The sequence below is a fragment of the Sphingobacterium bambusae genome (assembly GCF_033955345.1).
GTDB classification, from domain to species: Bacteria; Bacteroidota; Bacteroidia; order Sphingobacteriales; family Sphingobacteriaceae; genus Sphingobacterium; species Sphingobacterium bambusae.
The window spans coordinates 3,833,979-3,852,341 of the sequence record NZ_CP138332.1 but is presented as its reverse complement, the minus strand read 5'-3'; the positions used below and the strand labels follow the sequence as shown (position 1 = coordinate 3,852,341).

15 protein-coding genes and 1 tRNA gene are annotated in these 18,363 nt (G+C 41.7%); 9 read left to right on the top strand and 7 right to left on the bottom strand.

Translation table 11 applies throughout. The features are described 5' to 3' along the window. Positions 1-18: 18 nt before the first annotated feature. The 3 genes from SCB77_RS16020 to SCB77_RS16010 are packed head-to-tail and all read right to left on the bottom strand — an operon-like array spanning position 19 to position 3,804. On the bottom strand, positions 19-1,011 hold the full coding sequence (locus tag SCB77_RS16020) for a lanthionine synthetase LanC family protein (protein WP_320183003.1): 993 nt from the start codon (positions 1,009-1,011) through the stop codon (positions 19-21). Beyond that, positions 992-2,851, bottom strand: coding sequence for a glycosyltransferase family 2 protein (locus tag SCB77_RS16015; RefSeq protein ID WP_320183002.1), 1,860 nt, complete (start codon positions 2,849-2,851; stop codon positions 992-994). Before SCB77_RS16015 ends, SCB77_RS16020 begins: the two co-directional genes overlap by 20 nt. After that, the gene (locus tag SCB77_RS16010) at positions 2,848-3,804 is read right to left on the bottom strand and encodes an FkbM family methyltransferase (protein ID WP_320183001.1); all 957 of its coding nucleotides are present in this window, start codon (positions 3,802-3,804) and stop codon (positions 2,848-2,850) included. Before SCB77_RS16010 ends, SCB77_RS16015 begins: the two co-directional genes overlap by 4 nt. Positions 3,805-4,129: 325 nt before the next feature. Here SCB77_RS16010 and SCB77_RS23175 point away from each other — a divergent pair, with 325 nt between their 5' ends. Further along, complete coding sequence (locus SCB77_RS23175) at positions 4,130-4,546, top strand: transposase (protein WP_380935984.1); 417 nt, start codon at positions 4,130-4,132, stop codon at positions 4,544-4,546. Positions 4,547-4,951: 405 nt separating this feature from the next. Here SCB77_RS23175 and SCB77_RS16005 read toward each other — a convergent pair whose 3' ends face one another. Both SCB77_RS16005 and SCB77_RS16000 read right to left on the bottom strand, forming a co-directional pair. Next, positions 4,952-6,184, bottom strand: a complete 1,233-nt coding sequence (locus SCB77_RS16005; RefSeq protein WP_320183000.1) for a site-specific integrase — start codon at positions 6,182-6,184, stop codon at positions 4,952-4,954. Between the two features lie 292 nt (positions 6,185-6,476). Beyond that, positions 6,477-6,550: transfer RNA gene (locus SCB77_RS16000), tRNA-Pro, on the bottom strand. A gap of 314 nt (positions 6,551-6,864) precedes the next feature. On the opposite strand from SCB77_RS16000, the gene rplS reads away from it, so the two are divergent. The 5 genes from rplS (at position 6,865) to yidC (ending at position 13,244) form a co-directional block, all read left to right on the top strand. Next, positions 6,865-7,212, top strand: coding sequence for a 50S ribosomal protein L19 (gene rplS / locus SCB77_RS15995; RefSeq protein ID WP_320182999.1), 348 nt, complete (start codon positions 6,865-6,867; stop codon positions 7,210-7,212). Between the two features lie 189 nt (positions 7,213-7,401). Next, entirely contained in the window at positions 7,402-8,502 is a 1,101-nt protein-coding gene (locus SCB77_RS15990) for a carbohydrate-binding family 9-like protein (RefSeq protein ID WP_320182998.1), read from the top strand. After that, positions 8,495-9,577: a family 10 glycosylhydrolase gene (locus SCB77_RS15985; RefSeq protein WP_320182997.1), complete on the top strand. Its 1,083-nt coding sequence runs from the start codon at positions 8,495-8,497 to the stop codon at positions 9,575-9,577. Before SCB77_RS15990 ends, SCB77_RS15985 begins: the two co-directional genes overlap by 8 nt. A 204-nt stretch (positions 9,578-9,781) precedes the next feature. Further along, positions 9,782-11,389: a CTP synthase gene (locus tag SCB77_RS15980; RefSeq protein ID WP_320182996.1), complete on the top strand. Its 1,608-nt coding sequence runs from the start codon at positions 9,782-9,784 to the stop codon at positions 11,387-11,389. Between the two features lie 40 nt (positions 11,390-11,429). Continuing rightward, positions 11,430-13,244, top strand: coding sequence for a membrane protein insertase YidC (yidC, locus tag SCB77_RS15975; protein WP_320182995.1), 1,815 nt, complete (start codon positions 11,430-11,432; stop codon positions 13,242-13,244). Between the two features lie 81 nt (positions 13,245-13,325). Here yidC and SCB77_RS15970 read toward each other — a convergent pair whose 3' ends face one another. Next, positions 13,326-14,114: a M48 family metallopeptidase gene (locus tag SCB77_RS15970; RefSeq protein ID WP_320182994.1), complete on the bottom strand. Its 789-nt coding sequence runs from the start codon at positions 14,112-14,114 to the stop codon at positions 13,326-13,328. A 106-nt stretch (positions 14,115-14,220) separates the two neighbouring features. Continuing rightward, entirely contained in the window at positions 14,221-15,570 is a 1,350-nt protein-coding gene (locus tag SCB77_RS15965; protein ID WP_320182993.1) for an acyl-CoA dehydrogenase family protein, read from the bottom strand. A gap of 247 nt (positions 15,571-15,817) precedes the next feature. Here SCB77_RS15965 and SCB77_RS15960 point away from each other — a divergent pair, with 247 nt between their 5' ends. The 3 genes from SCB77_RS15960 (at position 15,818) to SCB77_RS15950 (ending at position 18,187) form a co-directional block, all read left to right on the top strand. Beyond that, positions 15,818-16,036 carry a hypothetical protein gene (locus SCB77_RS15960; protein ID WP_320182992.1) on the top strand — a complete coding sequence of 73 codons (219 nt, stop codon included), beginning with the start codon at positions 15,818-15,820 and terminating at the stop codon, positions 16,034-16,036. Between the two features lie 180 nt (positions 16,037-16,216). Beyond that, positions 16,217-17,566, top strand: coding sequence for an adenylosuccinate lyase (purB, locus tag SCB77_RS15955; protein WP_320186635.1), 1,350 nt, complete (start codon positions 16,217-16,219; stop codon positions 17,564-17,566). A gap of 66 nt (positions 17,567-17,632) precedes the next feature. Continuing rightward, a complete protein-coding gene (locus tag SCB77_RS15950; RefSeq protein ID WP_320182991.1) occupies positions 17,633-18,187 on the top strand; it encodes a NifU family protein in 555 nt (184 codons plus the stop codon). Positions 18,188-18,363 lie beyond the last annotated feature (176 nt).

Here is an 18,363-nt window from a genome sequence, read left to right as displayed (position 1 = left end):
TCCTTACTTGTTAGCCAGTTACAGGCTAATTAACTTTTGATGGTAATTATTTTTGCTGTTATATAATCCGCACAATATTAGACTTTGTACATCTGCGTTGACTAACATGTTCTTGTCTGAAAATAAATCCATGCTGCAGATCCAGTCATTAATATTTGTATTGTGTAAATTATAATTGTAAAACGGATAGAATAAAAGTCCTTCCCACGATTTAGCAAGATCTATTTCTAAGGCGCCTTTGTGATCGAACTTTACTATGCTTTTGGAGAGTTTTTCGACCTTTTGATGCAATGCATTTGAGATCGTATTTGTACTATCAATTGATTTCGCTATTTCCAGTGTAGTCCCCAATAGATGTATCAATTTTTGATCAATATTGATCGCTATAATTATCTTAGCAACAATCAACTCAATTAACGCGTTAGCCTTTTCATAATGAGCTTGATTTGCATTTATTTTAATCAAAAAATATAAAACAGAATTTGTGTAGGTGATGCTCTTTGCATCAAAAACGAACTTTTGAGCGTACATTTCCTCACAAATAGTTAAAGCTAGCATCATTGCGTCATCTAAAGGTACCCCCATTTTCAACTTCAAATTTGTCGTCGCAGTTCGGTTGAGTAGATACAATCCAAAGGAAAACACGGAAAAGTCCGATACAAAATCATTAATATTTCTCTGCCTTGATTCTAAGTACATTTTTCTATCCATATCGATGAACACATCACTCGACTCAGGTTCAATAAATTTATCATTAATCAGACTACTTAACCCCATGGTGATTCCACCTATTCCGTTAAAGAATGAAGAGTCTTGACAGTTTTTTAGTTCATGAAAGATGAATTCAATCAAATTATCCGCTAAATCACTATATGACTTAAATCCTACTATCCGTGATGCGTGATACAAAGAAAAAGCAATGCCCATCTTTCCTCCTCCCAAACCGATATTTGAGATATGACCTTCAGCCATCACTAGATGATTAGCTATTTTAGTAATTACTTCTCTCATCTAGTTTATATTTAATAACACTATGAAAAAAACTAGTTAGACGAGGCGCGTAATGATCGAAAGTAAAAAGAACACTTGCTTTTTTTGCATTCTTTGTTAATTTTGACATAAACTTTTCATCTTTAAGCTGAACAATCAAATCCTCGATTTTATTAAAAAGCACTCCATACCCAAGCTCGTCGATCTTAGACTGTATAGCTACGATATGCTCGGAATTATCTTTTAAAATAAGTGGTAGTCCTGCCGCAGCGTAGGTACTCGTGCGGGCCGGAATATTTAAATCATCCCAAGATACATCAAAGATATTCCCGTTGTTTTTACTCTCTATACTGTGAAGCCAGCCAGCATCGTATTTTGAAAACTCCTCAGTCCAATTATGAAGATTAACATGTGGATGAGTGTGGAAATGATCTGGTGCTACTGATTTCATAGCACTATTTAATCCTTCTCTTGAATTATGATAATTTTCTGTATATAGATGCAAATGAATGTCATGAGCAGCAAGCACACGCATATCCTCTGGAGTAATCCCAACCATTCTACCCGTCACTAGGGTGTGTATATGACCATCGCTTGCAGAAAGCTTTTTAGAAGTCTTTTTTTCGAAAAAGTCACCTTTTGGAATGTCTCCATCTAATAGCAAGCTTAAGCCCGCTTTTGGAATAAACGTTTCGATCCAATCTTGTGTCTCTTGATTTAAATAAATCTTGCCATCTGCGTATGCAAACAAGTAAATCAACTTATCCCATGTTCCTTTTCGTAAACAAACAGAAGGACTCTCCTTGAAATGCCAGACAAACGGTATATCAGGAAACTTTTTACGAACTTCATAAGCTAATGGAACAGCTACAAAATTAAGGAGGCCATATATAATATCTGGCTGTATTTCTATAATGCTTTTTTCATAATCTTCGTGTGGAAGGTCTGTGACATTCCCGAAGGGCAACGGTCCCACGGTGTTAAAAGTAAGTTCCGGTTTGGACCATAAGCCATACAATTTATGACCTTCTTGTTCAAGAGCATAAATTCGCTCAGAGTTATATGCTAGTTCTCCTACGATCAAAATCTTTAACGAATTTGGACTGCCATTGCTCCGGTGAGCTCTAAAGTTTCTATATAATTTTTCTTCATCGATAAACTTGTACTTTGACGTTTTCATCTTTACGGGTGTTTTAATCTGATAAAAGGACCTATATTGATTTAACCCTCCTCCAAATCGCTCACCGATTATTTTATGCCTTTGATGTGGATGGTCTGTCCAGAAGCAAGAGATAGTTTTTGTAGGAACAAAACTTCCTTTGTTGATAAGTTTCGACCAATACATATCAAACATACTGTCGGTTACCCATTCGTCTCGCTCTAACCATCTATCTACGGTTTTCTTGTGTGCGGTTTGAACTAACTGCAGAGGCTGGTCTTCTTTTAATCCCATCGATTCGGTATTAGGGATATTAACCATGGTATCATTTATAAAATACCGAAAGCCACTATAAATTAATATAGCTTCAGCATATGCTGTAAATCTTTCCATTAAAGTTTTCAAATGATTTTCATAATAAAAATCATCTGAAGGCAGGTAGGCTATGTAGTCGTATCTTGCAGCTTCTAATCCTTTGTTAAGGGCATATCCCAAACCCATATTAACCTCATTATTAATGTATCTTATTTTGTTATCATCCAATAAATCGGAAATAAAAAAAAGTGTATCGTCTGTAGAACCATCATTTATGATGATAAGCTCCCAATTTGTATATGTTTGTTTTTGCAAACTTAATATTGCGCGCCTGATAAAAGTTGCTTGGTTGTAGGTCGGCATTAAGACTGAAAATCCTCTTTTCATAGATTAAAAAATAATAAATCAACACAAACACCTCTTGAATATAAGTTTGCTAAAACGTTACTTATGTCGTCTCCTTTAAACTCATCATTTGAAGAATTTACTAAAATCATTCTGTTGAAAAATGGTGTTATAACCGACAGGAAATCGTTGAGATGAACATTAGCAACATTCGCCAAATGATGCGGCACAAATTCAATGTATAAATATTTACAGTGTGACAAACAGGTTGCTGACATTTTTAGTGCGGCATACTCAGCTCCTTCTATATCGACAATCATCATATCCGGATAAGGAAGTCCCGTATTTACAACGAAGTCATCCAAACAAATGGTTTGAACCATTGTTTCAGTTGGTTTGTCGTAATTATAAATGAAATGATCGTTGTGTGGCTTTATCTTACTTCCTCCAGTGTTCGCTTTGTTTTGATAAAACAGTGTCGTTCCTTGCTTATCATAAACACCTAAATTATAAATTGAAGCATTTGAAACCTTATTTAGATTCAGGTTAGATTTGAGATATTCAAACGTAGCTGGATTAGCTTCAAAACCTACAACGCTATTCACTACTTTCGACAATGGTATCAAAAGTGTTCCAATATGAGCACCTAGAAAATATATATTAAAATCATCTTTTACTAATCTCTTCAAGAAATTAATTTTGCCCATATCGTATTGTCCATAAAAGCCCAAGCTGCGATTAATTTCAGTGTCTAAAGGATTGGAAATCAGTGCTCCATTATGCGTATCAAAGAGGATGCCTTTGGCAGACGATCCGAATAGCTGTTGGAAACATTTTTCTTGAAAAACACTAATACGATTTAGCAAGTTAAAATGGTTTTTAAATAAGTATTTTTCCTTTTGTTCTTTAAAAAATGGAAATCTCTTAATTGCGTTAATTTTAAACTTCAGTATAAAGATTTTAGCACTTAAAATATTCAGCTTTAAGCCAATCATAATGTTATGTTTTCACTTTCAAAATAGGATCAAGCATGATTCTTTCCTAATGCTAGGATTGGATCATATCCAAAAACTCAATTTTCTTCCTAATTGTATTTACAGCGTTCCAATCATCGCCTTTTAAGACTTATCTCTAAAACTTTCACTTGGACTCGCTTACTTATTCAATATTTGTATCGTTGTTTTTATTCGGCTAACAATTAAATCTCATCCATGAAGATAAATAATTCAATGCAACAATTAAAATACAATTAACCATATAAGTCGCAAATGGTTGTTTTTGAATGTGTTTTTTTTTACTTTGTATTCAAATTAATGAGAAATGAAACTATTTAAACAAGAGGATCTGGATATATTTGTGCGCCTCTCAAAGGATAACCGATTGTGCTATAAATTTCTTTCTGAACTGAAATGGTCAGAAGGCTTTCACTGTAGTCGATGCAAAGGAATAAGCTATATTAAAGGTAAAAAGATTCATAGTCGTAGGTGCAGGAATTGTGGTTACGACGAGTCGGTAACAAGCGGCACGATTTTCCATAAGTTGAAGTTCGATATTTGTAAAGCTATGGCCATGTTTTACGACATAATTAAGATAAAAGAAGGTGTTACCAGTGTCTCGTTGGCTAAACGTTATAACCTAAATCAAAAAACTACTTGGAAATTTCGCCAAAAAGTTTTAAAAGCAAAAGCAAACATTCTTATGCAAGAATTACACACCTGTAATGGAAATCTGAGTTAGGAAATCAATAACCACAACGCGAGGCAGTTAAGTAATTGAGAAAAACAATCCACGTAAAACGGTAACAACTTGGCATATACAGACCCCACCCGGGAAGAGGCATTCCCGCGGATTGATCTACTTGAAATGCAACACTTATTTTACAGCCATTAATAGCTCATTTAACAACCTAAATCGCATCTATAACTGCACTGAACTAACATTTTTATTAAGACGCGTTAACAAAAAAATGGTCATTCCAAATATTATTATTGTCATTATGAAGCCTTCCTATTTATTCAACATTAAATAAATCTAAAAATACATCAGAGACCACCATTCAAGTGCATAAACGTCGAGCGCAAAGGAAGTATGTACTACAATTACTATGGACAAGATATAACCCTTGAAATAATGCAACAAAATTTACATGATCTTCATCTTATTCCGTAAATCGAACATATCTTTACTCAACTTCTCTTCAATAACCTTCGCATAAATCTGTGTAGTTCTGATACTCGTATGTCCCAACATACTGCTAACGGATTCTATCGGAACGCCATTGCTTAATGTGACGGTGGTAGCAAATGTATGTCTGGCAAGATGGAAGGTCAAGTTCTTTGTAATCCCACATATATCTGCAATCTCTTTTAGATATCCGTTCATACGCTGATTGGATATTACGGGAAACAATCGCTGTTCATTGGAAGCTTTAGGGTGGGTTCGATATTTTTCGATTAGAGCTAAAGCGTGTGGAAGTAGTGGAACCTTAACCAAGGTATCCGTCTTTTTACGCTGGGTGTTCAACCAATAACCGCCATCGATCCCTTTTATAACATTAACGTCAGTTAGGTTCATCATATCGACATAGGTAAGCCCCGTGTAACAGCAAAATACGAACATATCCTTAACGGACTGCAAACGTTCAACATAAAAGTCTTTGACCTGTATCTTGCTTAGCTCTTCTTGCGTGAGATACCCACGTTCTATTTTATTGAAATGAAGTTTATACTTCGAAAATGGATCTTTATCTATCCAATCAAACCTCGCAGCCAAATTTACCATTTTACGCAAGCGCTCCATATGCTTCATCACACCGTTATTCGCCAGCTTTTTGTGATGATCAAGCGGTTCAAAGCGCTGTAAATAGCGTTCGAAATCAATAATGAATTTATAAGTTAGTTCGGAAAGTGCTATATCGCCGTTATAGCAGCTTTTGAGGAAGCTCTTAACATACCGTTGTGTTGTATAATAGTTTTTCATTGTACCTTGGGCTAAAGTATCGCTACATTCGCTATTGTGGTACTCCATTAGGCCGCAAAGACTCATAAAACTGTCATCCTTACCAGCAATGGAATTTTTGATAGCTTCAACTGTAACGACCTTACCTTTTTCAACTAAGGTATGATATGCTTCAGCTATCAATGTCCGCATACGATCGATATGGTTATTAAGCTTTACTACTTCTTCGCTCCTGCCCTTCGCTCGGCCTTTTAAGTCGCTCCACTGATCCCGGGATACTTTTCTCTTAAGAGAAATCTCCGCACGCCGACCGTTGGCTGATATCCGGGCATAAACTGATGCCAGTTTACTTTTCTGGCTTTTCGCACTTCGGATAATAAAGTGGATTCCGAAAGTGTTCAAATTTTTAGTGTCCATATATATTCTGTTTTTAATGACAAAATCTATTGACGGCTCTTCGCAATACAGAAAGCTAATCGTGGGACTGAGTAGAAGACAAAGACTTCATACTATAAGTCCCCACGCCGCATCAGACTATGACGCTGCTTATCGCATTGCGAGGTGAATAATTTTCATACGCTAAAATTTACTCACCTAATTGCTCACATTTTTATTGATATTGTTTGCAGGATTCTGCTTCGGAAAAAATAAAAAAACCCGCTTAATCGTGAGATTTGCGGGTTTTGGATCTTACTTATCGTAAGTGTTGTCGGGGTGGCAGGATTCGAACCTACGACCTCCACATCCCAAATGTGGCGCGATACCGGGCTACGCTACACCCCGAAAAGGTATCACCTTTGTTTTGTGTGGCACAAATATACGGCATATTTTATTCCTGTCAAGCTTTTTTTCACGCCACCTTGCTAAAGAGTTCATTGATTGAGAGATAAATTACCGAACAGGGGCAGCGACAAAAAGATGGGACTAATAAAAAAAGTAAAATTCATCTGCATTATATATTTATTTTCACTACCTTTGCACGCACTTGTAAAAGAGTGCGAAGATTATTTGAAAAGTATTTTTTTATTTTAAAAAAAAGCTGTAATATTGCAGTCCGATTTTTACAGGATATAAATCGTTAATAATTACTCAAAATCATGGATTTAGTAAAATTTGTAGAAGAACAAGCGGTAGTAAAAAATGAAAACCCCGCTTTCAAAGCCGGAGATACCATCAGCGTTCATTATAAAATTCGCGAAGGAAATAAAGAGCGTGTTCAGGTGTACCAAGGTGTAGTTATCCAGTTAAACAGCGAAGGTGCTAACGCTACTTTTACCGTTCGTAAAATGTCTAACGGTGTAGGTGTTGAACGTATTTTCCCTGTAAACTCGCCAAACATTCAAAAAATCGAAGTTAATAGCTACGGTAAAGTGCGTCGTGCAAAATTATTCTATTTGCGTGGCCTTACTGGTAAAGCTGCTCGTATCAAAACGAGACGCGTTTAATTTCGCTAACTTCTTCAAACATACGAGAAAGCTTCTATTCGACATAGAAGCTTTTTTTATGCCCTTGCTCCAGCACTGACGCAGCTGCCACCTAACAATTAATAGCCGATTAAAGCAGATTGCCATCAATACAAAATTTATGTTACATTAGCTTTCTATAGGCGTAATTACGTATTTTCAGCCTCGAAAATGATGAAACACTTACTCCCTGCGCTCAGCAGCGCTTTTATATGCTCCCTATCCAGCTTATCGGCTCAAACACCGGATCAAGTCCAATATATGCAGTCGGCCCCAAAAGTATATGCCGCTACCAAGATCAACAGCCCCATCCACATCGATGGCAAGCCCGACGAGGCCGCTTGGCAACAGGCAGCCTGGAGTAACGCCTTCGTTGATATCGAGGGCGAACATAAAAAAGCACCCGCATACCAAAGCAAGATCAAAATGCTATGGGACGAGGAACACCTATATATATATGCGCAACTCGAAGAACCACATGTGTGGGGAGACATCAGTAAGCACGACGCCATCATTTACCACAACAACGACTTTGAGGTATTCGTGAAGCCTTTTGACGACCAAGCCCTGTACTATGAAATCGAGGTAAATGCGCTGAATACCATTATGGATCTGATGATGCCCAAAGCCTACCGCTTGGGAGGCGATGCGATGATGCACTGGGATGTCAAGGGCCTACAATCGGCCGTGCATGTCGAAGGCACCATCAATGATGCCACAGACAGCGACAAGTACTGGACCGTCGAGATGGCTATCCCCTTTCGCTCGCTAACCAGCTACGCACGCAAAGCAATGCCGGCAACCAACAGCTACTGGCGCATCAATTTCTCGCGTGTACAATGGCAACATGAAGTCCAAGACCAAACCTACCAACGCAAAAAAGAAGGCAATAGATTCATCCCGGAAGATAACTGGGTATGGTCACCGATAGGTGTGGTCAATATGCACCATCCAGAACGCTGGGGCTTCATCAAGTTTGTGGAAGCGGAAGAGCGAAATCCTGCATTACCAGCGACATTCGCGCTAGAGAAAGCCGCTTGGAACATCTTCTACCTGCAGCAGGCCTACCAACGACAGAATAAACAGTTTGCAGATAAGATATCCCTGCTACCCTCCTACAGCAAGATCCTACAGGCGGAAAACAGCAAATTACAACATTCGTTTTTATTGAACAAAGCTAAATCCTTTTACAAACTTACGTTGACAGACCCTGCCACGCAGACCACCGTCACATTGGATAGTCACGGAAATTACCATATACACCATGAATAGCAGAAGAAACTTCCTCAAAGCCGCAGGCCTGAGCTTGGCCGCGCTTCAAGTGGGCAGCAAAACACTGCATGCAGCAACGCAGCAAACCCCACTCCCCCTTTTATTTGATGTCTGGCTTTGGACCCGTCCTAACGAGAAAGACAGCGAGGCGCAATTAAAAAAAAGATACAAAGAATACCGAGAGGCAGGCGTCCGCGGTATCTTCTTTGAAGATTACCATCCGCGCCACTTCCAAATAGCGAAAGAACATGGACTAGAAACACACCGTTGGATGTGGACGATGAACCGCGGCGAGAAAGATCTACTGGCTCAACATCCCGAGTATTACGCGGTAAGCCGCTCGGGGAAATCCTGTGCCACCAATCCACCATACGTGGGCTACTACCGCTTCCTTTGCCCATCGCATCCCGATGTGCCGAAATATCTTGAGGAGAAAGCACGCGAGCAACTGGCCAAGGAGGATGTCGACGGACTACACCTCGACTATATTCGCTACCCCGACGTGGTGTTACCCGTCAATCTCTGGCAAAACTACAACCTCGACCAATCGACAGAATTGGCGGATTACGATTTCTGCTACAGCGAATTCAGCAAAGCCGCATTCCTAAAAGAAACAGGCATCGATATCGACAAGGTCGAACGTCCGGAACAAAGCCTTTCTTGGCGTTCGTTCCGTTACGGACAGATCACCAAAATCGTGAACCGTATATGCACAGCGGCCGAGGAATACAAGAAACCGGTCACCGCAGCCGTATTCCCGACACCTGATCTGGCACGTAGAATCGTGCGTCAAGACTGGCCGAGCTGGAACCTCTCTGGCGTTTTCCCGATGATATATCACGGTTTTTACAAGGAACCGATCCATTGGATAGGCACAGCCGTAGCCGAAGGCGTACAAAGCTTAAAAGGCAAATACCCCTTATACGCAGGGCTCTACCTGCCGGACTTCAAAAATCACGACGAGCTTAAAGCAGGCATCCTGCTCGCCAAGGATAACGGTGCCGCCGGCGTCTCCCTTTTTGGTGAAGCCGACTTCGACGCTGCCACAATCCAGTTGTTGCGCGCACTGAAATAGCCCACTTTTCCGCAAGATGCTAGACATAAGCATCTTGCGGAAAAAAGATACCGAACCATGCAGCAAAACCGACGAACGACGACCACAGATAAACAATTTTTAAATTTCGGTTAGTCTCCAAAAAAACCTATCTTTGTATCCCGTACATAAAGCAGATTTAGGGTCCTTATTTTGACCCAAAATAGTTGAAATTCCATTATTGCTATGAGTAAATATATCTTCGTTACGGGCGGCGTAACCTCGTCGTTGGGAAAGGGCATTGTTGCGGCATCGCTTGCCAAACTTCTTCAAGCTCGCGGTTTTAAAGTGACCATCCAAAAGTTTGACCCTTACATCAACATCGATCCAGGAACATTAAACCCTTACGAACACGGCGAGTGCTATGTAACCGAAGATGGTGCAGAAACGGATCTAGATCTTGGGCATTACGAACGTTTCCTTAATGTAGCCACTTCTCAAGCAAACAATGTTACCACCGGACGTATTTACCAACATGTGATCGAGCAGGAACGTGCTGGCGCCTATCTGGGAAAAACGGTACAGGTTGTTCCGCACATCACCGACGAAATCAAGCGACGCATGCAGTTGCTTGGGCAAACCGGCGAGTATGACATCGTCATCACCGAGCTAGGCGGCACCGTGGGCGATATTGAATCGCTGCCTTTCATAGAAGCGGTGAGACAACTACGTTGGGAACTGGGCAACAGCGACTCGCTAGTGATCCACCTGACCTTGGTGCCCTACCTTGCTGCCGCGGGTGAACTCAAAACAAAACCTACACAACATTCGGTCAAAACCCTCTTGGAATACGGTATACAACCGGATATTTTGGTATGCCGTACCGAGCATAAATTAAACCAAGATATCCGTAAGAAACTTGCACAATTCTGTAATGTAAACATCAATGCCGTAGTGGAATCCATCGATGCCCCTACGATCTATGATGTTCCGCTGAACATGCTTCGCGAGCAATTGGACAAAACGGCCTTGACCAAGCTTAAATTGTCGACGAAACAAGAGCCGGATCTGGAAAGCTGGAAAGCGTTCTTGGGCAAGCTTAAAAACCCAACAAACGAAGTGCAGATTGGACTTGTCGGCAAATATGTGGAGCTACCCGATGCTTATAAATCCATCACCGAAGCCTTTATCCACGCCGGAGCGATCAACGAAACGAAGGTCAAAGTAAAGTATATTGCTGCCGAAAGCGTCAACAATGAAAACGTGCAGGAGAAATTGAAGGATCTGCACGGCGTATTGGTTGCTCCGGGCTTTGGCGAACGCGGATTGGAAGGAAAGCTTGCTGCCATACAGTATGTGCGCGAAAACAAAATCCCATTCTTTGGTATATGTTTGGGTATGCAATGTTCGGTTATCGAATTTGGTAGAAACGTGCTCGGCCTCAAAGGCGCAAACAGTTTTGAAATGGACGAGAAGACCGCACACCCGGTGATCAACCTGATGGAAGAACAGAAGACCATTAAGAATATGGGCGGAACGATGCGCTTGGGCGCCTACGATTGCGAAATCAAAAAAGGATCCAAAGCATTTGGTGTTTATGGCAAGTCGAAGATCTCCGAAAGACACAGACATCGCTATGAATTCAACAATGCTTACCTTAAACAATATGAAGAGGCAGGGATGGTCGCCTCAGGCATCAACCCCAAGACGGGCTTAGTGGAAATTGTGGAGCTAAAAAACCACCCTTTCTTCGTGGCAGGACAATTTCATCCAGAATTAAAGTCTACGGTAGCAAATCCTCACCCACTTTTTGTTAGCTTTGTAGCCGCTTCTTTAGCCAATAAAAAAGGCTAACGACTGGCATTGTAAGAATTTGAAAATTAAAATAGTAAAAATGGATAGAAATACCCTGATTGGATTAGTATTGATTTTTGGAATTTTGGCGGGCTCATTTTATTTAATGAAGCCTTCAGAACAAGAATTAAAGCAGGAGCAAAAGCTTCAGGATTCAATTAAAAGAGCCAAAGAAGGATTAACGCCCTTGGTCGACAGCGTAAAGGCCAATACACCTGCCGTCATTGACTCTTCTGCCGTGCTTAGCCAGCCATTCGGCGCTGGACGCTTGGGTCAGGAGCAAGTGTTGACTTTGGAAAACGAAAAACTAATCGCCAAAATCAGCTCTAAAGGCGGACAAATAAAATCAGTACAACTGAAAGGGCAAACGAACTTCGACGGCAAGCCTTTAATGGTATTGGAAGAAAACTACAACAACTTCGGTTTTGTTTTTAAAGCCAATGGTGAAAACATCAACACCAGCAACCTTAACTTTACTCCACAGGCCAATAGTGTATCCGTAAGCGGTGAAAATGCGCAGTCCATCAGTTTCCGATTGAACTACAGCGAGACGCAATACTTGGAGTACACCTACTCCATCAAGGGCAACGACTACAGCTTAGGGCTGGATGTAAAAGCCGTAGGTATCCAAAACCTCATGGATGTAAAAACTAGGGCCATTGCGCTAAACTGGGAAAGCACACTGCTCCAAAAAGAACTTAACGGTAAGTCGGAACGCGAAAAATCCACGATCTTCTTTAAGGAGGTGGCAGGGAATGTAGACCATCTTTCAGAGAGCAGCGACGATAAGGAAAAACTGGAAGAGAAGGTTAACTGGATCGCTTTCAAACAACATTTCTTCTCCGCGGTATTGACATCCAACCAGCCGTTGACCAATACGGAATTGGCGGTCAACTCGGATACCAACCCGAAAATTGTCAAACACTATAAGGCTACTGCCGATCTAGAATTTGCCGCACAGAAAGACAACCAATATTCCTTCAACTTCTTCTTTGGGCCGAACCAGTACAAAGTATTGAAAGCGCAAGGAAACGATTTTCAGCAGATCATCAACATGGGCTGGGGACCAATGGGCTGGATCAATAAGTTCATCACCGTGCCTATCTTCGACTTTCTTGATGGGTTTGCATTGAGCTATGGAATCATCATCTTAATCTTAACCATCTTCCTCAAAGGGGTATTGTTCCCGTTGACATACAAATCTTACCAATCTATGGCCAAGATGCGTGTATTGAAACCACAACTGGATGAAATCAAAGAAAAAGTAGGTGAAGATAACCCCATGCTTTTGCAACAAGAACAGATGAAGCTCTACAAGCAAGCCGGAGTAAATCCATTGGGTGGATGTCTACCCTTGGTGCTACAGATGCCATTTACGCTTGCCTTCTTCTTCTTCTTCCCCAACTTGTTCGAACTACGTGGCGAAAGCTTCCTATGGATCAAAGATTTGTCTACCTACGATGCGGCAATCACATTTCCGGCAATCTTTGGTATCAACCACATTTCTTTGATGTGCGTGTTGATGACCTTAACCACATTATTGACAACTTGGTACAACAACTCCACTTCGGGTGCAGCAAACAACCAGATGAAATACATTGGTTATATTATGCCGTTGATTTTCTTCTTTGTATTGAACAACTTCCCTGCAGGTTTGAACTATTACTACTTCCTTGCAGCCGTGTTCACGTTCTTAACGCAGGTGCTTATCCGTCAATTCGTTGACGACGAAAAGATCCTCGCGAAAATCGAATCAAACAAAAAGAACCCGAAAGTGCAGAAAAAATCATCGTTCCAACAAAAAATGGAAGAGATGATGCGCCAACAGCAAGCCACACAGCAGAAGAAAAAGTAAACCTGCTAACAGATAAAATAAGAAGAGCTCGGAAATTTCCGAGCTCTTCTTATTTTTAATGACGTAGTCCTTTCGCCTCGCTTATTTTGTAGGTTTTTCAAATCCGTCTTTTGTAGCTTTCTGTGCCATCTCATCCACACGTTTCTGTGTATCAGGGTGAGAAGAGAAAAGCTTCTTAGTCATCCCACCATCCGATGCTCCGCCGGACAACTCCACCAAGCGCTCGAAGGCCATGGACATATACCAAGGGTTCACCTTGTTATCTTTCAAAAATTGATAGCCATAGTTGTCTGCAGCACTCTCCTGCTTGCGCGAGAAGCTCATATTTGCCACTTGCTCGCCAAGCTCACCCAATTGCGAATCTGACAATGCAGCGGCGGCACCTCCCTGCGAGGAAACACCATCTTTCAATGCAGAAGTCATCAATGCAGATTTAAACGCATCGCGCGAGTCCGTATTTTTCACATGCCCGATCTCATGCCCTATCACGCCTAACACCTCGTTATCACTCATCGTCTGCATCAGTCCGGCACATACCCGAACGCTTCCATCTGCACAAGCGAAGGCATTCACATCTCTAACTAGATAAACTTTGTAATTTAAGTTTAGCCCATCGTAATTCTGCAGGTTTGCCGTCAGCTTCTTTAAGCGGATAGCAAATTCATCATCTTCAGGCGCCACCGGATTATTCTCATCCATCCACTCGACATACTCCTTGGTATAAGCTATGACATCCTCATTTGATAGCGTTACCGCTTTAACAGCTTTCGCTGCCGCGCCTACCGACTTGGTGTTAATCTTAATTTGTGCAAAGGAGGCCGAGCTCATCAAGAGCACAGAAGCGCTTAATAAAATGTGTTTGGTATTCATGTTACTAATTTTTCTAAAACATCAGGTTATTTACTGCCCAACCTGTAACAAATATGATACCAACTAAGCCTACAATGCATACATAAATCCAAAAGCCTGTACTTTATTAAACAAAGGCACTAAAGCCTGTAATACTCCGTCCCACGATAAGCGAGTTGATCTCTTTCGTGCCCTCATAGGAATAGATAGCTTCCGCATCCGCTAAAAAGCGCGCCACATTGTATTCCAACAAGATGCCATTACCACCCATTACCTCACGTGCCCGTGAAACAATATCACGCGTACGAAGCGTACAGAAGACCTTCGCCAGAGAAGCATGCTCGTCCTTGAGCTTGCCTTCGTCCTGCAACTCCGAGAGCCGGAATACCAAGGTTTGCATGGCTGTCAAATTGGAGAGCATCTCCACGAGATGGTTTTGGATAAGCTGGAAGGAAGCAATAGGTTTCCCAAATTGCTTTCGCTGTAGCGTATACTCCAACGCATTCTCGTAGGCACCGCGAGCACATCCTACAGCCATCCAAGCCACGCCAGCACGCGTCATTTGAAGTACCTTTGCCGTATCCTTAAAGCTATTTGCCTCCGGCAAACGATCTGCCTCCGGGATAAGGCAGTCCGTTAGGGTGATTAAACCGTTCTGCACAATACGGAGCGCCATCTTGCCCTTTATCTTTTCCACGGCGAAGCCCGGATTTTCTTTGCGCACGATAAAGCCTTTCACCTGCCCATCGTCTAGGTCGCGTGCCCAAATGATGGTGATATCAGAAAAGGTAGAATTTCCGATCCACTTCTTTTGTCCATTCAGAACCCAACCCTCGGCCGTTTTTTTACAGGTGGTAGTCAAACCTCCCGCTGTGGCGGACCCTACTTCCGGCTCGGTCAACCCAAACGCACCGATCGTCTCCAAACGTTGCATTTTCGGAAGCCACTCCTGCTTTTGCTCCTCCGATCCGCACGTATAGATAGACCCCATTGCCAAACCACTCTGCACACCTAAAAATGTTGCTATAGACGGGTCTATCCGACCAAACTCAGCAGCGATGATTCCGTCCATTAGGGAAGATCCTCCCGCACAACCATAGCCCTCATATACATAGCCACAGACATTGAGCGCTGCCAATTTGGGAATGATTTCGAATGGAAACTCGTCGTGCAGCCAATATTTGTTGACGATAGGCTTGATCTCTGTTTCCAAAAAATCACGCACCCGCAGCTGCAATGCCCTATCTTCTGGCGATAGCTTAGCCTCTACGGCATAGAAATCCGCATTGATGGGTGGCGCCTCTCGTTTCTTGCCCGAGCTGGTTAACATCTTCATCAAACCTTTCAACTGATTATCTTCCATCTTGGAAACAGCCTTCATAACAGCGGGCAAATCAACCTTCTGCGAAAGCTTCTCGATCTGCTCCAGATCAACAGAACGCAATAACTGAATAATATTTTTGAGCTTCTTTATCATGGTTTAACACGGTATTATATATAGTTGTAACATTTTTTTTATGAAAATTGTTTTTTATTGTTGCAATTCAGTAAAACAGTCTTATATTTGCCCCGGCTTTCAGCGAAAGAATACAAGCTAAAGAAGTGAAAACCAAAGCGTTCAACTTTTTTTTATTTTTTTTCTGAAAGTAGGGTTACCTTTTTAGGTTACCGGTATAAAAGGATAAATAAACAAATTTGTTTCAATTAAAATAGAAGATTAAAAGATGAAAAATTTATTCAAATTCGGATTTTTAGGTTTAGCTTTAACTATCGCTTTCGCTGCTTGTGGTGGTGCAGAAACTAAATCAGAAGAAGCTGCTGATTCTTTGGCTACTGAAGTTCAGAACTCTACTGACTCTGTTGCTGATTCTTTGAACAACGTTGCTGATTCAGTAAAATCTACTGGTGATTCAATCGCTGATTCTTTGAAAAACGTTCAGTAATCCGAACCGTATTTAAAGATACTTTAAAACCCGCACTATAGTGCGGGTTTTCTTTTTATACGGCTATTCTAACCTCCTTGTCCACGAGTTTTCTTATTTTTGTCAAATGCTATGGCGCAGCGTTTCAATGGCGCCGCACAAATAGCCATAGATAGTTATATTTTTATTTTCATTTTGATCATGAGTTTATCGCCTTTAACCGCTGTCACGCCTATAGACGGACGCTATTATAACGCAACGAGCGACCTTTCTGCTTACTTCTCAGAATTCGCATTGATTAAATACCGCGTGCTTGTCGAGGTAGAATATTTTATTGCACTATCCCAATCGGGCATTCCCCAATTGGCACACTTCGATGGATCGCTCAACGATCGACTACGTCAAATCTATCAAAATTTCACGCTTGAAGATGCGCAGTGGATTAAGGATAAAGAGAAGATCACCAACCACGATGTCAAGGCCGTTGAATATTTCTTGAAGCACGAATTCGAGAAGCTTGGCCTACATGACTCCTTGGAGTTTATACATTTTGGACTGACCTCGCAGGATATCAATAATACCGCGATCCCCTACTCTTGGAAAGAGGCCTTCCAAAACGTGTATCTTCCGCAAATCGAAGAGCTGTTGACAGAATTGAAGGATCTTTCTTCCCAGTGGACAGCCATTCCTATGCTAGCACGCACGCACGGACAGCCCGCTTCACCGACTCGCTTGGGCAAAGAAGTGAACGTATTCATCGAACGTATAGAGAAACAACTTGATGGGCTAAAGCAAGTTCCTTACTCGGCCAAATTTGGTGGTGCCACCGGCAATTTCAATGCGCACCATGTAGCCTACCCAGAAACGGACTGGGTATCTTTTGGGAATGCATTTGTCAACGACGCGTTGGGATTATCGCGTTCACAAACCACTACCCAAATCGAACATTATGATAATTTTGCGGCAAGCTGTGATGGCTTCAAACGCATAAATAACATCTTGATCGACCTTTGTCGTGACATGTGGACCTACATCTCCATGGAATATTTCAAACAGAAGATCACTGCAGGACAAATCGGCTCCTCGGCCATGCCACATAAGGTGAATCCGATCGACTTTGAAAATGCAGAAGGCAATTTAGGCTTGGCCAATGCACTCTTTGAACATTTGGCAGCTAAACTTCCTATCTCGCGTCTACAGCGCGATTTAACGGATTCCACGGTACTTCGTAATATCGGCGTCCCCTTTGCACACACCCTTATCGCTATCAAATCTGCTCTGCGTGGATTGCGTAAGCTCATACTGAATGAGGCTGCGTTGCAAGCTGATTTGGAAAACAACTGGGCTGTTGTGGCCGAAGCCATACAAACGATTCTTCGTCGCGAGGGATACCCTAAGCCCTATGAAGCGTTGAAAGATCTCACACGAACCAATACACATGTCACCCAAGAAACCATTGCGCAATTTGTGGACGGTCTAAACGTATCCGAAGCTATCAAAAACGAAATAAAGGCCATATCGCCAAGCAACTACACCGGTGTAAGCCTGTAAGCTTTGACGTGAAGATGACCAGCAACAGCTACTTTTGATTTATATTTGTTCATTATATAAGAAAACATGGCAACGATCAACGTATATACAGAATCCACTCCCAACCCTTCTACTATGAAGTTTTTGGTCAACAAGCTGTTGATCAATGGAAGTTTGGATTACCCCAATAAAGAGAAAGCACAGGAATCCGATTTCGCTAGAGAACTGTTCAAGTTCAACTTTGTGGAGGGTGTATTCTTTGCAAGCAACTTTGTTACGATCACCAAGACCGAAGGTGTAGAATGGTCCGATATCGAGCCCCTATTAAAGGATTTCGTTAAGGGAGCTGTAGAATCAGAGCTATCGGTAAAGCCTGTAGAGCACTCTGAGGATGTCAATTTTGAAGGTACCGAAGTGGAAGTAAAAATCCAACAGGTGCTGCACGATTACGTTCGCCCAGCCGTGGAGCAAGACGGTGGAGCAATAGCCTACAAAGCTTTCGAAAATGGCATTGTTACCGTGGAGTTACGCGGATCATGCAGCGGATGTCCATCGTCAACCATTACGCTGAAAGCCGGAATTGAAGGTTTATTGAAGCGTATGGTACCCGAAGTAGAAGAAGTAGTCGCCGAAGCGATGTAATTTTTGACGCTATTCATAAGGGAAAGGAAGACATGGTCTTCCTTTTTTGCGTTCTACTAATTCGTTTTACCTCATGTTCAATTGCTATGACCCACTGAACTCCCCCCTACAATGCATGCCAAAAAGCACACAAAAAGCACTGTTTTTCCTATTTTAGTACGCTTTTTTTGCCCACT

Coding starts and splice junctions, on each gene's coding strand:
- SCB77_RS16020 (WP_320183003.1), bottom strand. CDS start 1,011: ATGAGAGAAGTAATTACTAAAATAGCTAATCATCTAGTGATGGCTGAA.
- SCB77_RS16015 (WP_320183002.1), bottom strand. CDS start 2,851: ATGAAAAGAGGATTTTCAGTCTTAATGCCGACCTACAACCAAGCAACT.
- SCB77_RS16010 (WP_320183001.1), bottom strand. CDS start 3,804: ATGATTGGCTTAAAGCTGAATATTTTAAGTGCTAAAATCTTTATACTG.
- SCB77_RS23175 (WP_380935984.1), top strand. CDS start 4,130: ATGAAACTATTTAAACAAGAGGATCTGGATATATTTGTGCGCCTCTCA.
- SCB77_RS16005 (WP_320183000.1), bottom strand. CDS start 6,184: ATGGACACTAAAAATTTGAACACTTTCGGAATCCACTTTATTATCCGA.
- rplS (WP_320182999.1), top strand. CDS start 6,865: ATGGATTTAGTAAAATTTGTAGAAGAACAAGCGGTAGTAAAAAATGAA.
- SCB77_RS15990 (WP_320182998.1), top strand. CDS start 7,402: ATGATGAAACACTTACTCCCTGCGCTCAGCAGCGCTTTTATATGCTCC.
- SCB77_RS15985 (WP_320182997.1), top strand. CDS start 8,495: ATGAATAGCAGAAGAAACTTCCTCAAAGCCGCAGGCCTGAGCTTGGCC.
- SCB77_RS15980 (WP_320182996.1), top strand. CDS start 9,782: ATGAGTAAATATATCTTCGTTACGGGCGGCGTAACCTCGTCGTTGGGA.
- yidC (WP_320182995.1), top strand. CDS start 11,430: ATGGATAGAAATACCCTGATTGGATTAGTATTGATTTTTGGAATTTTG.
- SCB77_RS15970 (WP_320182994.1), bottom strand. CDS start 14,114: ATGAATACCAAACACATTTTATTAAGCGCTTCTGTGCTCTTGATGAGC.
- SCB77_RS15965 (WP_320182993.1), bottom strand. CDS start 15,570: ATGATAAAGAAGCTCAAAAATATTATTCAGTTATTGCGTTCTGTTGAT.
- SCB77_RS15960 (WP_320182992.1), top strand. CDS start 15,818: ATGAAAAATTTATTCAAATTCGGATTTTTAGGTTTAGCTTTAACTATC.
- purB (WP_320186635.1), top strand. CDS start 16,217: ATGAGTTTATCGCCTTTAACCGCTGTCACGCCTATAGACGGACGCTAT.
- SCB77_RS15950 (WP_320182991.1), top strand. CDS start 17,633: ATGGCAACGATCAACGTATATACAGAATCCACTCCCAACCCTTCTACT.